General features: G+C 60.4%; 17 protein-coding genes. 5 read left to right on the forward strand and 12 right to left on the reverse strand.

What is annotated here, in order from left to right; all coding sequences use genetic code 11:
- Positions 1 to 89: 89 nt before the first annotated feature.
- Entirely contained in the window at positions 90 to 1,034 is a 945-nt protein-coding gene (locus KBB36_RS07000; RefSeq protein WP_290978254.1) for an alpha/beta fold hydrolase, read from the forward strand.
- Here KBB36_RS07000 and KBB36_RS07005 read toward each other — a convergent pair.
- The 11 genes from KBB36_RS07005 to KBB36_RS07055 all read right to left on the reverse strand — a co-directional run bounded on the left by KBB36_RS07005 (position 1,031) and on the right by KBB36_RS07055 (position 9,501).
- A complete protein-coding gene (locus KBB36_RS07005) occupies positions 1,031 to 1,459 on the reverse strand; it encodes a MarR family transcriptional regulator (protein WP_290978255.1) in 429 nt (142 codons plus the stop codon). The two genes, KBB36_RS07000 and KBB36_RS07005, sit on opposite strands and share 4 nt — an antisense overlap.
- Positions 1,460 to 1,467: 8 nt before the next feature.
- Complete coding sequence (locus KBB36_RS07010) at positions 1,468 to 1,857, reverse strand: response regulator (protein ID WP_290978256.1); 390 nt, start codon at positions 1,855 to 1,857, stop codon at positions 1,468 to 1,470.
- A gap of 127 nt (positions 1,858 to 1,984) precedes the next feature.
- The gene (locus tag KBB36_RS07015) at positions 1,985 to 3,034 is read right to left on the reverse strand and encodes a chemotaxis response regulator protein-glutamate methylesterase (protein WP_290978257.1); all 1,050 of its coding nucleotides are present in this window, start codon (positions 3,032 to 3,034) and stop codon (positions 1,985 to 1,987) included.
- Between the two features lie 23 nt (positions 3,035 to 3,057).
- Positions 3,058 to 3,924: a protein-glutamate O-methyltransferase CheR gene (locus tag KBB36_RS07020; RefSeq protein ID WP_290978258.1), complete on the reverse strand. Its 867-nt coding sequence runs from the start codon at positions 3,922 to 3,924 to the stop codon at positions 3,058 to 3,060.
- A gap of 15 nt (positions 3,925 to 3,939) precedes the next feature.
- Positions 3,940 to 4,497 carry a chemotaxis protein CheW gene (locus KBB36_RS07025; protein WP_290978259.1) on the reverse strand — a complete coding sequence of 186 codons (558 nt, stop codon included), beginning with the start codon at positions 4,495 to 4,497 and terminating at the stop codon, positions 3,940 to 3,942.
- A 19-nt stretch (positions 4,498 to 4,516) separates the two neighbouring features.
- Positions 4,517 to 6,802 (reverse strand): chemotaxis protein CheA, encoded by a 2,286-nt coding sequence (locus tag KBB36_RS07030; protein WP_290978260.1) that lies wholly within the window; start codon positions 6,800 to 6,802, stop codon positions 4,517 to 4,519.
- 49 nt (positions 6,803 to 6,851) lie between these two features.
- A complete protein-coding gene (locus tag KBB36_RS07035) occupies positions 6,852 to 7,217 on the reverse strand; it encodes a response regulator (protein ID WP_290978261.1) in 366 nt (121 codons plus the stop codon).
- On the reverse strand, positions 7,214 to 7,531 hold the full coding sequence (locus KBB36_RS07040; protein ID WP_290978262.1) for an STAS domain-containing protein: 318 nt from the start codon (positions 7,529 to 7,531) through the stop codon (positions 7,214 to 7,216). Before KBB36_RS07040 ends, KBB36_RS07035 begins: the two co-directional genes overlap by 4 nt.
- Positions 7,532 to 7,702: 171 nt before the next feature.
- Positions 7,703 to 8,125: a hypothetical protein gene (locus tag KBB36_RS07045; protein ID WP_290978263.1), complete on the reverse strand. Its 423-nt coding sequence runs from the start codon at positions 8,123 to 8,125 to the stop codon at positions 7,703 to 7,705.
- 171 nt (positions 8,126 to 8,296) lie between these two features.
- A complete protein-coding gene (locus tag KBB36_RS07050; protein ID WP_290978264.1) occupies positions 8,297 to 8,809 on the reverse strand; it encodes an Hpt domain-containing protein in 513 nt (170 codons plus the stop codon).
- 116 nt (positions 8,810 to 8,925) lie between these two features.
- Positions 8,926 to 9,501 (reverse strand): hypothetical protein, encoded by a 576-nt coding sequence (locus KBB36_RS07055; RefSeq protein WP_290978265.1) that lies wholly within the window; start codon positions 9,499 to 9,501, stop codon positions 8,926 to 8,928.
- A gap of 310 nt (positions 9,502 to 9,811) precedes the next feature.
- Here KBB36_RS07055 and KBB36_RS07060 point away from each other — a divergent pair, with 310 nt between their 5' ends.
- The 4 genes from KBB36_RS07060 to KBB36_RS07075 all read left to right on the forward strand — a co-directional run bounded on the left by KBB36_RS07060 (position 9,812) and on the right by KBB36_RS07075 (position 12,769).
- Complete coding sequence (locus KBB36_RS07060; protein WP_290978266.1) at positions 9,812 to 11,041, forward strand: pentapeptide repeat-containing protein; 1,230 nt, start codon at positions 9,812 to 9,814, stop codon at positions 11,039 to 11,041.
- Positions 11,042 to 11,051: 10 nt separating this feature from the next.
- On the forward strand, positions 11,052 to 11,699 hold the full coding sequence (locus KBB36_RS07065) for a chemoreceptor glutamine deamidase CheD (protein WP_290978267.1): 648 nt from the start codon (positions 11,052 to 11,054) through the stop codon (positions 11,697 to 11,699).
- Positions 11,700 to 11,710: 11 nt separating this feature from the next.
- Positions 11,711 to 12,262: a response regulator gene (locus KBB36_RS07070; RefSeq protein WP_290978268.1), complete on the forward strand. Its 552-nt coding sequence runs from the start codon at positions 11,711 to 11,713 to the stop codon at positions 12,260 to 12,262.
- Positions 12,263 to 12,355: 93 nt separating this feature from the next.
- Positions 12,356 to 12,769, forward strand: coding sequence for a DUF2794 domain-containing protein (locus KBB36_RS07075; protein WP_290978269.1), 414 nt, complete (start codon positions 12,356 to 12,358; stop codon positions 12,767 to 12,769).
- A 57-nt stretch (positions 12,770 to 12,826) separates the two neighbouring features.
- Here KBB36_RS07075 and KBB36_RS07080 read toward each other — a convergent pair.
- A partial coding sequence (locus tag KBB36_RS07080; RefSeq protein ID WP_290978270.1) for an alpha/beta fold hydrolase occupies positions 12,827 to 13,691 on the reverse strand: 865 nt, incomplete at its 5' end.

Here is a 13,691-nt window from a genome sequence, read left to right on the forward strand (position 1 = left end):
GTGACAATAATTAGACTTGGGAAAGCGGCCCGGGGCAAGGGTGCAGATGTCGCCTTACAATGGGTCCAGAGCCGGGTTAAACTGGGCCCATGACCCATGCCGCACTTGAACTCCGCTCCGATGCCGATGGCCTGATCCTGCGTGGTGATGCCTGGCGCCCCGATCCCACTGCCGCCGCGCCCAGGCCCAAAGCCGTGGTGCAGATTGCCCATGGCATGGCCGAACATGCCGGGCGCTATGCCCGCTTTGCTGCGGCGCTGAATGCTGCCGGTTATGCGGTTTATGCCTTCGATCATCGTGGCCATGGCCGCAGCGCCCAGGGCGAGGGCGGCATGCTGGGCCATATGGCCGATGCTGATGGCTGGAACCACGCCATTGCCGATCTGGCGCAGATCAATCGCTTCTGTGCCGCCGCCGAGGGCGATCTGCCGGTTTTGCTATTCGGCCATTCGATGGGCTCGTTCATGGCGCAGCGTTATGTGCAGCTGCATGGCGGCAGCATCCGGGGTGCGGTGTTGTGTGCCTCCAATGGCAAACCGCCGCCGATCGCCGCCCTAGGCAAGCTGATTGCGCGGCTGGAGCGGCTGCGGCTGGGCCGGCGCGGCAATAGCGCGCTGATTCACAAGATGAGCTTCGGCGCTTTCAACAAACGCTTCGAGCCGGCGCGGACCGAATTCGACTGGCTGTCGCGCGATGCCGCCGAGGTGGATGCCTATATCGCCGATCCCTTCTGCGGCCACCAGATGACAACGCAATTCTGGATCGATTTCCTGGATGGCCTGTCGCAATTGAGTGCGTCGGTTGAACAGGCGCGCATCCCGAAGGATCTGCCCTTGCTGCTGGTAGCCGGCCGGCATGATCCGGTTTCCGCCGGCACGCGCGGCCTGGTGCAGTTGCTGGATGCCTACAAGGCTGCGGGCCTCAGCCGCGTGGAGCATATCTTCTACGATCAGGCGCGGCATGAATTGCTCAATGATCTCAACCGCGATGCTGTGACCGCCGATGTGATCGGCTTCCTGGATCGTTGTCTTTAACTCAGATTGGCATATACCCGGCGCAGCAAGGCCTTGAGCTGCGCTTCCGCTTCGGCATCCAGGCCGGCCAGCGCAGTGCGCTCCAAAGCCTGGGCCGCCGGGATCAGTCGCGCCACCATCTCGGTGCCGCGCGGCGCCAAGCGGATGGCAACGGCGCGGGCATCGCCGCTGGCGCGGCTGCGGTTCAGCAGATGCTGCTTCTCCATGCTGCCGATGATGCGCGACAAGGTGGATATTTCGATCGAGGTGCGCTCGGCCAGATCGGACAGACGCTGGCCATCCTGCTCGTTCAGCGCGGCCAGAACGCGCCAATCCTGGATGCTGAGGCCTTCGCGGCGCAACACCACAGTGAAGCGCGCCACCAGACGCACGCCAGTCCGATTGATCAGATAGGGAAGAAAAGCATCCAGGCCAAGCGGCGTCACGATCCGGTTTAGCCGAGCTTGCCCAACACGGCTTCGATTTTCTGCTTCATCGTGGCGGCGTTGAACGGCTTGACCATGTAATTGTTCACGCCGGCAGTAATCGCGGTTTTCACCAATTCGGTATCACGCTGGCCGGTCGCCATGATGAAGGGCATCCGTTTGGTCAGCGGATTGGCGCGAATGGTCTTGAGCAAAGTGAGGCCGTCCATCCCATCCATGTTCCAGTCGGAAATGATGAGATCGAACTTGTTGGAATTCATGGCCAGCAGCGCTTCATTGCCGCTTTTGGCCTCGACTACATTTTTGATGCCGATTTCCTGCAAGCAATAGCGGGCAATGCCGCGCATGCTCATCTGATCGTCGACAATGAGAACTCGAAGTTGGCTGGCCGCCGGCATGTCGGTTCCCGCTCCTTCCCTTTACCAGTCACCCCTGCCGCCAATCCACCCGTGGCAGCGGTTACTGCGCGATGAATAACCCAAAAACCCAATCATCTCAATGCCGGAAGCCCGGCATCGCAACATCTCAGCGCTGTTTGCAGCGGTTGAGTATCTCGGCCGCAATCTGTCCGATTGGTGCTTCCTGCTGCACCGCGCCGACGATCTTGGCTGCTTTCGGCATGCCATAGACCAGGCTGGTCGCCTCGTCCTGGCCAATGGTCTGGGCGCCGGCTTCCAGCATCTTTTTCAGTCCCGCCGCGCCATCCTTGCCCATGCCGGTCAGAATCACGCCGATGGCGTTATGGCCGGCATGTTCGGCAACCGAGGTGAACAAGACATCCACCGAGGGGCGATGGCCCGAAACTGGCGGCTCCTTGTTCAGCTTGGTGTAGTAATGTCCGCCCGAGCGGTGCAGGGTGAGATGAAAATCGCCCGGCGCGATATAGACATGACCGGGAAACACCCGCACGCCGTCCTTGGCCTCCGAAACCGCGACCGCCGACAGCGAGTCGAGCCGGGCGGCAAAGCTGCCGGTGAAGCGTGGCGGCATATGCTGGGTGATCAGCACCGGCGGGCTGTCTGGCGGCAGCACGGTGATGACTTCCTTCAACGCCTCAACGCCGCCAGTGGATGAGCCGATGGCCACGATGATGTCGGTGGAGGTGAAGCCGGGGCCGGGGGTGAGGCGTTTCGGCACCGCGCCTTCAACCGGTCGGCTGCGCGCCGTGACCCGGGCGCCGGCCGCCATCTTAACCTTGGCCAGCAGATCGCCCTTGATCTCTTCCAGCGCGTGTTTGATATCCAGCGTCGGCTTGGGCACAAAATCCACCGCGCCCATTTCAAGCGCCTGCATGGTGATGCTGGCGCCCTTCTGGGTCAGGGTGGAAACCATCACCACCGGCATCGGCCGCAGCCGCATGATTTTTTCCAGGAAGGAGATGCCGTCCATATTCGGCATTTCCACATCCAGGGTCAGCACATCTGGATTCAGTTCCTTAATCATGGTGCGCGCCACCAATGGATCAGGCGCCGCGCCCACCACCTCAATTTCCGGGTCGCTGCTCAGGGCAGAGGTCAGCAACTGCCGGATAAGAGCTGAATCGTCGACGATCAGTACTTTTATCTTCTTGGCCATGACGATGCCCGGTCTGTGATCGCTTAAGCGATCTTGCGATGGATATTGCGGCCCAGCAGTTTGAACCTTTCGGTAATACCGAACAGATTCTCCGAGTGGCCGATATAGAGAAAGCCGCCCGGCACTAGCAGATTGGCATAGCGGTCGAACAGCACGCGCTGGGTGTCCTTGTCGAAGTAGATCACCACATTGCGGCAGAAGATGACATCGAATGGCCCCTTCATCGGCCATTGCGCCATCAGATTGAGGTGTTTGAAGCTGATCATCTGGCGCACTTCAGGCTTCACCTGCACCTTACCGGGGCCGTGCTGCTCAAAATATTTCTCGCGCAGATCGGGCGCCATGCCTTCCAGCGCCTCGGCATTGTAGATGCCTTCGTTGCCACGCCGCACCATCTCGGTGTCAATGTCAGTGGCCAGAATCTTGGCATCCCACTGGCCGATATCGGGCATGGCGCGGCGCAGGGTGATGGCAATGGAATAGGGTTCCTCGCCGGATGAGCAGCCGGCCGACCAGATGCGCAGTTTCTTGCCGGCAGTGGCGGCACGACTGCGGATTTCGCTCAGGCCCTGATCGGCGAGATGTTCAAAATGATGATTCTCGCGAAAGAACTTGGTCAGGTTGGTGGTCAGCGCGTTCAGCGTCGCGCCCAGTTCGTCGATACCTTCCGGGCTGGCGATAAAATCGCAATAGGCGCGGAAACTGGGGATATGCAGCTTGCGCAGGCGCTTGGCCAGGCGTGCATAAACCATGTTCTGCTTCGATGGCCCGAGATCGATGCCGGTCTTTTCCTTCAGCAGCCGTGCCAGAAAAGCATAGTCATCGGTCGAGAAGGTGAATTCACGATCATCGGCCACCGGGTCGGCAGAAGTTGAGGCCTTGCTGATCATTCCATTAAGCTCGGATCAGGCCGCGCCGGCATTTTCGGCCGGCCCGGCCAGCATGGTCGGCTTCGGCATGCCTTCGGCAGCTTCCAGCATCCGGCCGGAGAACATGCGGTCCAGCCCGATCAGGCCCACCATGCGTTCGCCCACCGTGATCAGCCCTTCCATGAAACCGATACCGGAAACCTGCTCCATCTCCGGCATCGAGCGGATTTCATCTTCATTGATGGTGATGATGTCGGATACCGCATCCACCAGGATGCCGACGATGCGCGAGGCGACGGAAACGATGATCACCACATTGTATTTGGTCGGTTCAGTGCGCTGCATGCCGAAGCGGGCGCGCAGGTCGAAGATCGGCACAATGGCGCCGCGCATGTTGATCACGCCACGCACCACTTCCGGCGTATTGGGCAGCGGCGTGGTTTCCGACCAGGCGCGAATTTCGCGCACCGCCATGATGTCAACGCCGTATTCTTCGTTACCCACGGTGAAGGAGATCAACTGGATGGTACGGCTGGAGCGGTTAGCCGCTTCTGCTGCGGCTTGGGCGGTGCCGGCCTGTGCTGTGCCTGACATGTCCTGACCTCCTGTTACGTCACGATGCCGCGGCGGCGCTGAGCGCCGTCACGTTGCCGCCCACTGTGCGCAGCGCCGGCCGCTGCGTTTCGCGTTCAGCGATATACTTGATGCCGGCAACGTCCAGAATCAGCGACACGCGGCCGTTGCCGAGAATGGTGGCGGCGCCAACACCCCGGATCGGGTCAAAATTCTCTTCCAGGCTTTTGATAACCACCTGCTGCTGGCCAATGATTTCGTCCACCACCAAGCCCATCTTGGTGCTGTCTTCCAGTTCTACAATGATAACCAGCGCCTTGGTTGGATCGTCGATGCCGTCCGGCACCTTGAAAATACGATGCAGATAGACCAGCGGCACATATTCGCCACGGATGCGCAGCAACTGGCTGGCATTGGCCACCACATTGATCTGATCGGCTTCCGGCCGCAGGCTTTCCACGATATTGGCCAGCGGCAGGATGTAGCTCTGCACGCCAACTTTCAACACCATGCCATCCAGCACCGCCAGGGTGAGGGGCAGGGTGAGGATGAAAGACGAGCCCTGGCTCGGCCGCGACTGGATATGCACGCGACCGCCGAGCGACTGGATATTCTGGCGCACCACATCCATGCCGACGCCGCGGCCGGAAATATTCGACACCTGGTCGGCGGTGGAGAAGCCGGGCAGGAAAATCAGGTTGTCGATTTCCTCGTTGCTCAGCACTGCATCGGGGGCGACCAGCTTCTTCTCGATCGCCTTCTTCATCACCTTGTCGCGGTTGATACCGCGGCCATCGTCGGAGATTTCGATCACGATCCGGCCGCCGCGCTGATCGGCCGAAACATGGATCACACCCTCCGGCGGCTTACCCACCGCCACGCGGTCTTCCGGGCTTTCAATGCCGTGGTCGCAGGAATTGCGGATCATGTGGGTCAGCGGGTCGCCAAGCTGCTCAATCACCGTCTTGTCGATCTCGGTATTCTCGCCACTCATGTCGAGCCGGATCTTCTTGTTGGTGAGCTGCGCCAGTTCGCGCACCAGGCGGGGCAGGCGCGCGAACACGCTTTTCACTGGCTGGGCCCGCATCGCCATCACACTTTCCTGCAAATCGCGGATGTGATGCGACAATTCGGCCAGGCCATTGGCCAGTTCAGGATGCTGATCGGCATGCAGATGCTCGGTCTGCTGCGCGATCATGGCATGGGTGATAACCAGCTCGCCCACCATGTTGACCAGCTTGTCGACACGGTCGAGATCAACGCGGATCGAACGCACCGCCTTGGTTTCACCGCCGCCGCCGCCGCCTTCGGCCTTTGGCTTGGCGGTGGTGGCATGCGGATCGGCCTTATGAGGATCCGCCTTGTGGGTATCGCCATGCGTATCATGGTCGGCGGGATGAGCCGGCGTTTGTGGCTGCGACGCTGCCGGATGGGACTCCGCTACCGCCTGTGAGGCCGCGTCAGCAGTGGCCGACACGGCCATGGCCGCCGGGGCCGGCTGGCTGGCGGCCGGGCTTTCGGCTTGCGCCGCGATGGCGGATGCGGCCGGCGGATTGAGGCAGGTGATTTCCAGGTCGCAATCATCGAGCACAAATTCGAAGACATCGCGGATGGCGTCTTCGCCCTGGTCGGTCTCGATATCAAATTCCCAGCGGATATAGGCGCCTTCGGGATTGAGCTGGTCCAGGCTGGGCAGGGCGCTGGCATCGGCGCGGGCCAGGAAGCCGCCGAGATTGCGCAATTCCCGGATCAGGATCAGCGGTTCGTTGGCGCGCTGGTAGAGCGCATCGTGCGGCGCGAATTTGACCAGATATTTAAGCTGGGGCACCTTGGCCGGTTCGGGTTCCGGTTCCGGCTCGGCGGCGATGTTGTTGAGGCCCAGTTCGGCGTCCAGCGCCGCCAGTTCGGCATCTGCGGCATGCGGATCGGCATTCACGCCCACGGTGGCTGCCAGCGCAATCAGTGAACGGCGGCCGTCATTCTCATGTTCGGGCGGCAGGTCGCCACCGGTTTGCGCGGCGCGCACCAGATCAGACAGGATATCGGCGCAACGCAGCACCAGCAGCACGGAATCCGGGTTTGGTTCCAGCCGGCCATCGCGCATCAGATCGAGCACGGTCTCGAAAATATGAGCGAAATTCACCAATCGGTCGAAGCCGAAAGCACCAGCGCCGCCCTTGATCGAGTGGATGGCGCGGAAAACGGCGTTCAGCGTGTTGCTGTCGCCTTCGCCGGCCTGCAAGGCCATGAGATGGCCTTCCAGATCGCCGAGCAACTCCTCGCATTCCTGGAAGAAAGTCTGCTTGAACTGTTGCAGTTCATCCATCGGACTGGTCCTTCGGCTCAGGGGCGCACATTCTGGCGCCCAGGCATAATCATGGGCTGACCTTGCGGATCACTTCCAGCAGCTTGGCGGGGTCGAACGGTTTGACGATCCAGCCGGTGGCGCCGGCGGCACGGCCTTCGGCCTTTTTTGCCTGGCTGCTCTCGGTGGTCAGGATCAGCACCGGCGTCGCCTTGCATTTCGGCAACTTGCGCAATTCCTTGATGAAGGTGATGCCATCCATCACAGGCATGTTGATGTCGCTGATGATGACATCCACGTCATGCTGTTCCAGCAAATCCAGGCCTTCCTGGCCGTTTTCGCCTTGGATGACAGTATAGCCACCCTGCTTCAGTGCAAACTGAAGCATTTGCAGCATGGTCTTGGAATCGTCGACCGTGAGGACGGTTTTAGTCATGTTTCTACCGGCCATTTCATGAGATACGAAAATAACCCCAGGTCATCGAAGGCGGAGACGAAAGCATCGCTCGGCGACTTGATGACAAAAGGTGTGCCATTCTGCTCCATATGCTGGAGCGCGGCGATGAGAACCTGAACGCAGGGCGTGGACAGGCGGTCGACGGCGGAGGCATCCACCACCATCTTGCCGCCACCCATACCAAGGCCTTCCTGCACGGATTGCAACAAAGGCTCTGCGGCGCGCAAATCCATTGTCGCCGCCAGTTTGAGCTGGATTGCGTCGTCGGTTTTGACGATGCCGAACGGCTGCATGTTTTGCCCCCTTCGCGGCGAGACAGTTTACACCGGCTTTCCGCCGCTGGAAGGCAGCCTAGCCGAGCCGGTGGCGCGGGCAAAGGGGTTACGTTGTTAAATTGAGCATATGCAAAGGTTAAAATCGCCGCAGGTGGGCCGGAAATTGATCGGCCGGCTTTTGCTGGGCGGTTATTGCCGCCGCGACATGGTAAAGGTGGCGGCCTGACGCGCCAAAGTGGCAAGCTTCAATTCGGCATAACGCTGATGCAGTTCCTGGCGGGTGCCGCCTGCAAGCTGAAACATCAGCATGATCGAGCTTTCCAGGTCATCGGCGCAACGTACCAGGCTATCCAGGTCGCCATCGGCCATTTCAGTGCGACCCAAGCCGCGCAGGTAGTCAACAATCCAAAGCGAATGGACCGCAAGTTGCGATAGGCTCTGGCCGTGAATTTCCGTCTCCGGATTAAAGTGGTCGGCTAGCCTGGGTAGCGCGGTGTCGCGGCGCGGCTCGTCGCGGGGTGGCAAATCCTCCACCTCCACATCGATCACCGCCTCGGCGTCGAAGGCAAATCGCTCGTCTTCCTGCTGCTGCGACCAACGCGCGCTGTCCAAGGCGGAATCCTGCGATAAGGGTTTGATTCGGCTCAACCGAATCGGCGCTCTGTCCGATTCGGTTTGACCTTAATCTTGCCGAGTCGCAGGGTCAAGGCAGAACCGCTGCATGCAGTGGTTCTGTCAACAAGCCAACACAATATTTTGAATCAGAAGTTGCGTGAGGTTGCTTCAGCCACGCCCGCCGATACGCGCGCCGGTTTTCAGCACCACAGTTTCCAGCCCTCGCACCAGTTCGCGTCCGATGGCGCCGCCATCGCCGCCGATCTTCTGGCTCAGCACCACATAGAGCGCGTCGATATGCGGCTGCACCACGGCGCTGCTGATCCTGGCATCCTGATTGTTCAGGCAATGCTCCAGGTAATTGCTGAGGAAATGCGTGATTTCGCTGACCAGCGGAAAGCCGAAAGTGCCGCCCAGGCCCTTCATATCCCAGCAGATGCGCAGCATTGCCTGGACGCCCTGCGGATCATCCAGGTTGGTTTTGCGCAATTCATCAAAAGCTTCGCGCATACGGCCGAGGTCTTTGTCGGCCCATTGCTCATACATCCTCTGGCCCAGCGCCTGGACCGCCGTTTCCGCTTCCTTGATTGCCTGCTTATCAAAACCACCAGCGCCAACCTTCATTTTAAGAAAGTTCGGCGGTTCGATGAATTCGCCTTTTTTCTGGCTCTCATCCGACATAGCGTTGGAATACCCTCAGGCGGTCGAGCTAAGCGGCCCGATCATTCATTGTGGCGGTTGTATGCCTTGAGGCTAATCCTTTCGAACGAGACAAGCAATCGGCAAGCCATCCAGCCTCAGAAAAGTTCCACTTCCTCGTCAGGGGCCGGCTGTTTTGCCGGCTTGGCTTGCTGCTGCGGCGGCATGTCGCTGGAACCAAGCAGATAGTGATGAAAATGCGCCCGCACCTGCTCAAGATTCTGGCCAGCCAGCAGGCCTTCGCCCCAGCCGGTGGCGCGTTCGGTCAGGGTTGGCTCCCATTCACGACCGCAGCGTTCACGAATCAGGTCTTCCACATAACGCAGTGCATTCACCACATGTTGCTGGCGCTGGTTGCGCAGGTCGTCGCCCTGCATCAGGCCAACGATGGCCGCCATGGCCGGCGAGCCGGGCAACTGGCTGCCGATTTCCATCAACTGCGCGCTGAAAGCCTGGGCCGATTTGCCTTGGGCGTTACGCAGGTCCTCAATCTCTTCCTTGATCGCCAGCATCACCAGGGCAATGAAATCGAGTAATTCACGCTCTGCGGCGGTTGGCGGCGCATGATTCCGGATTCCGGCCGGCTTATCTGCCGCCGGCTGTTTTTTCCGGGCATCGACTTCCCGCTGGTCCGGTTGTCGCTGCGGCTGTGTCACGCCGTTTTTGCGCGCCACGCGAATCCCCTGTTGTTTTATTGTTAACGTCCTTATTGCCCATTTAGCCACAAGCCGAGGCAAAAAGCATCTGCCGTTCGGCAATTACGAATAATCCGCAACCGGAATTACCAACTTCTAATGCCGGCGTCGGATTTCCCTGCATTGCCTCGTATCTAAGCGATTGCAGGCGAGCCGGCGTCGGCCCATATTCTTCCGGTGGCGGAGGCGGCCGGCAATCGTTTGCCGGCCGTTTCCTGATACTTTTCAGCTTGGCCCGGGCCGTAACAAATGTGCCGGCCGCTTGCGGTCTTGAGGATGACAGCCGCCGATGGATGCGCTTGATATCAAGGAAATGCTGCATCACCATCAGCTTTGGCTGAAGGGCTTGCCGACGGGCAAGGCGGCCGATTTTACGGGCAAGGACCTGAGCGGCGCCGATCTCTCAAAAGCAGATTTGCGGCGTGCAAATTTCACCCAGGCAGTGTTGCGGAATTGCCAGTTCCAGGGCAGCAGCCTGATGCAATGCAGCTTTTTTAAGGCCGACCTAAGCGGGGCGGATTGCAGCGGCGCTGACCTGACCCGAGCCGATATGCGAGGCGCCGTGCTGGAGGCGACCAACTTTTCCAATGCAGTGATGGCGGGGGTCAATTTCCGCCGTGGCCTGGAGCTCGGCCCGCCGCCGGAGGCGGCTGCGGCTACAGGGCCCGGCTCTGGCATTGCTGTGCTAAGGCAGAATATCACCGGTAGCAATTTTGCTGGGGCAAATCTCGCTGGCGTAGATGCTCTGGGTGCTGATTTTACCGGTAGCAATCTGGCCGGTGCCAATCTGGAGAATTCCGCGCTGACCGATTGCCAATTGGCCCAGGTTGATCTGTCGAATGCCAATCTTGGCGGTGCCAGCCTGGTCGGCGCCAATCTGATGGGTGCTGAGTTGAGTGGTGCCAAGCTGGCCGGCGCCACGCTGCAGGGCGCCAACCTGACCGACGCACATCTGCATGGTGTTGATCTGACCGGGGTGGAAACCTACGGCGCCAATCTGGTGATGGCCAATCTGGCCCCCGAACCGCTGGCACCACCCAAGCCGCTCAGCCCGGAGGAAATCATGGCGGCGCTGGAGGAGCATCGCCGCTGGGTACAGACTGGCCGGGGCCAGCCAGCCAACCTGCGCGGCGCTGATTTGTCGGGCTTTGATCTGCGCGGGCAGGATTTGTCCGGGATCAGAATGCGCGGCGCCAAGCTGCGTGAGGCGCGGCTGGAGCGTGCGGTGTTCCGTTTCGCCGATCTTTCCGGGATTGATGCACGTGATGCACGCGCAGCGGGTGTCACTATTCTTGGTTCCAGCCTGACGGGTGCCGATTTTCGCTTTGCCGATCTCGGCGAGGCGGTGTTTGGCAGTGCTGAAATTCTCTCGGCCCAAGGCGAACGCACCGGACGGCGCATGCGCTGTGATCTGAGCGGCGCCAATCTGGGCGGCGCTCGGCTCGACGGGGTGCAATGGAATGATGCTGTGCGCAATGATGTCACCGGCCTTGAACCCGAGGCGGTGAACGGTCCATGATGCAAAAAGCATGAGCACGCCCGTCATAAAATTACAGCGCAACGAAGCTGGCTTCGGCGTCGCCCCCATGAGCGAGCGCCGCCGCTACTATGACCCTGTGCTCAAGGTGCATGTGGTGCAGGTGTTTCAGGGTGATTTTTATGTCAGCACCCAGCCTGGCGAGATGCTGGCCACGGTGCTGGGCTCATGCATCGCCGCCTGTATCCGCGATCCCATCGCAGGCAAGGGCGGCATGAATCATTTCCTGCTGCCGGATAAAGGCGGCGACAATAACCCTGACCTGCCCTTCTCGGCCAGCTTGCGTTACGGCAGCTATTCGATGGAGCAGTTGATCAACGGCATTCTGGCTGTGGGTGGCCGGCGCGAGCGGCTGGAGGTGAAAATCTTCGGTGGCGCCAATGTACTTTCCGGCCTGCGCGGCATCGGCCACCAGAATGCCGATTTTGTCGAGCGGTATCTCAAGGCAGAAGGATTCAGGATATTGGGCGCCGACCTGCGCGGCAATCTGCCGCGCAAGGTGCAGTATTTCCCCGAGACCGGGGTGGTGCGCATGAAGCAGATCGAGGATGCCAATGCCAAGGCAGTGTTCCAGCGCGAAACGGCGAAGAAGATCACCGCCGTGCAGAATACCGCTGGCAGCATCGAGCTGTTCGACTAGCGGCCGCCCCAATGGCTTACAAGCTCAACAATGTTGCCTGCCTGGTGGTCGAGAGCAATAACAACCATATGCAATTGATCAAGGAAGTGCTGCGTCCGCTTGGCATTTCCAAGGTGGCCGAGGCGATCAATGCCAAGGATGCTCTGGCCTATCTCGAAAACAACGTGGTCGACATCATCTTTTCCGAATGGCACATGGACGGAGAGATGGATGGCATCGGCTTCGTGCAATGGGTCCGCAAAAACCCGGCTTCCAAGAATGTGTTTGTACCGATCGTGATGGTGACGGCGCAGTCTGAGGAATGGAAAGTGATGAAAGCCCGCGATGCTGGCGTCACCGAATTCCTGGTCAAGCCGTTTTCCGCCTCTACCATGGCCAAGCGCATTACTGTGGTGATCGAAAGTCCGCGCACATTCGTGCGCACGGATGATTTCTTCGGCCCAGATCGTCGTCGGCATCGTGTATCCAATTACACCGGCGAAGAACGCCGCAAGGATTTGCTGGCCAAGGGCGACCAGGTGATGGACGAAAATTCGGTCGAGGAATTGCTCAAGGAACTTTGAGCCGGCTGCCGGCGCTGTTTGATGGGTTGACGGGCCGGCATTGTCGGGCCAAGCTTGCGTCATGTATTCGTCATGGAGGTGGGCTGTCGCGGCATGAGCGAAGTCATCGCCCTAAATCAGTTTCGCCACGCCGCAGACAAACGGGCTGCGGCCAAGGCGCCAGGGACCGACAAGTCGCCCGGTGCCGACAAGGTGCTGCCGGCAGATCGGGCGATTTTTTTCGACCGGCGCGAATTCTCCCTGATCCTAAACCTGTATTCGCGCATGGTCGGGCGCGGCGAGTGGCGTGACTATGCCATCGGCCATGATAAGGAAAGCTGTAGCTTCGCAGTGTTCCGGCGCAGTGCCGACGGGGCTCTCTACCGGATCGTGAAAACCCCAAAACTGGCACGCCGCCAGGGTGCTTTCGCCATTCTGGGCCAGGGCGGGCGCATATTGCGCCGGGGGCGTGAACTGGCGGTGCTGCTGCGCTATTTCGAGCCGCCGAGGCAGAACGCGCTGCTGTAAGCGCGGCGGCAAAGCGTCGATATCAGTTGATTGGCCGGATCAGATGATCGGGCCGGGTCAGTTGATCGGAACGTCTTCCGCCATCGGCGGCAGGTCGAGCATGGCGGCTTCCGCCTTGATCTCTTCCGGCGTCAATTCACGCAGGGTGTCGTCGGCATCATCGGCCGCCGTGGCGCGGGCCAGAACCTGCTGTTCCGAGGCCAGATTGCCCAGATTCAGGCTCGCCAATGCCAGATTGCCCAGGCTGGCTTCATCACCCAGGGTGAAGGAGCGGATCGGCAATGTGTCGGTATCCGGCACCATCGGCGCCAGGGCGATATCCAGTTCAATCGGCTTGTCGAGCAGGCCGCGGTCATTGCCGAGATGGCGCTCAAAGAAATCGGTGGTGCGCGAAATACTGTCTTCCTTGGCGGCGCCCCTGAAGGCATGGCCCTCGCCGTTATAAATCTTCACTTCATATTCGGCGCCAACATCCTTGAGCAGGCTGGCCAGTTCATGCGCCTTGCGCACCGGCACGATGCGATCGCGGTCGCCATGCAGCACCAGGGTGGGCGGCATGCGGTCAACGCCGCGGCGCTGCACTTCCGCCGGCATGGCGCCAAACATGTTCACCACCGCCTGCACCCGCTGATCCCGGCTGCCCAGGCTGAGGGCGTGGAAGCCGCCGAGCGACAGGCCAAACACGCCAATCTTCTCGGCATCGACATAACCAAGCCGCGAGACATAGGAGATTGCATCGGCAATCACCTTCTCCCGCTCGTCATGCAGCGAGGGCGCAGCCTTGCGGGCGGCGCCCAGGCCGTCGAAATAATGCACCACAAAGGCGGAGATGCCACGATCCGCCAGCGCCTTGGCCTGCGGATAGAAGAGCGAGCCGTCGCCCAGGCCATGCGAGCCATGCAGGATCAGCACGGCCGGGGCC

The sequence above is a fragment of the Ferrovibrio sp. genome (assembly GCF_017994015.1).
Taxonomy (GTDB): Bacteria; Pseudomonadota; Alphaproteobacteria; order Ferrovibrionales; family Ferrovibrionaceae; genus Ferrovibrio.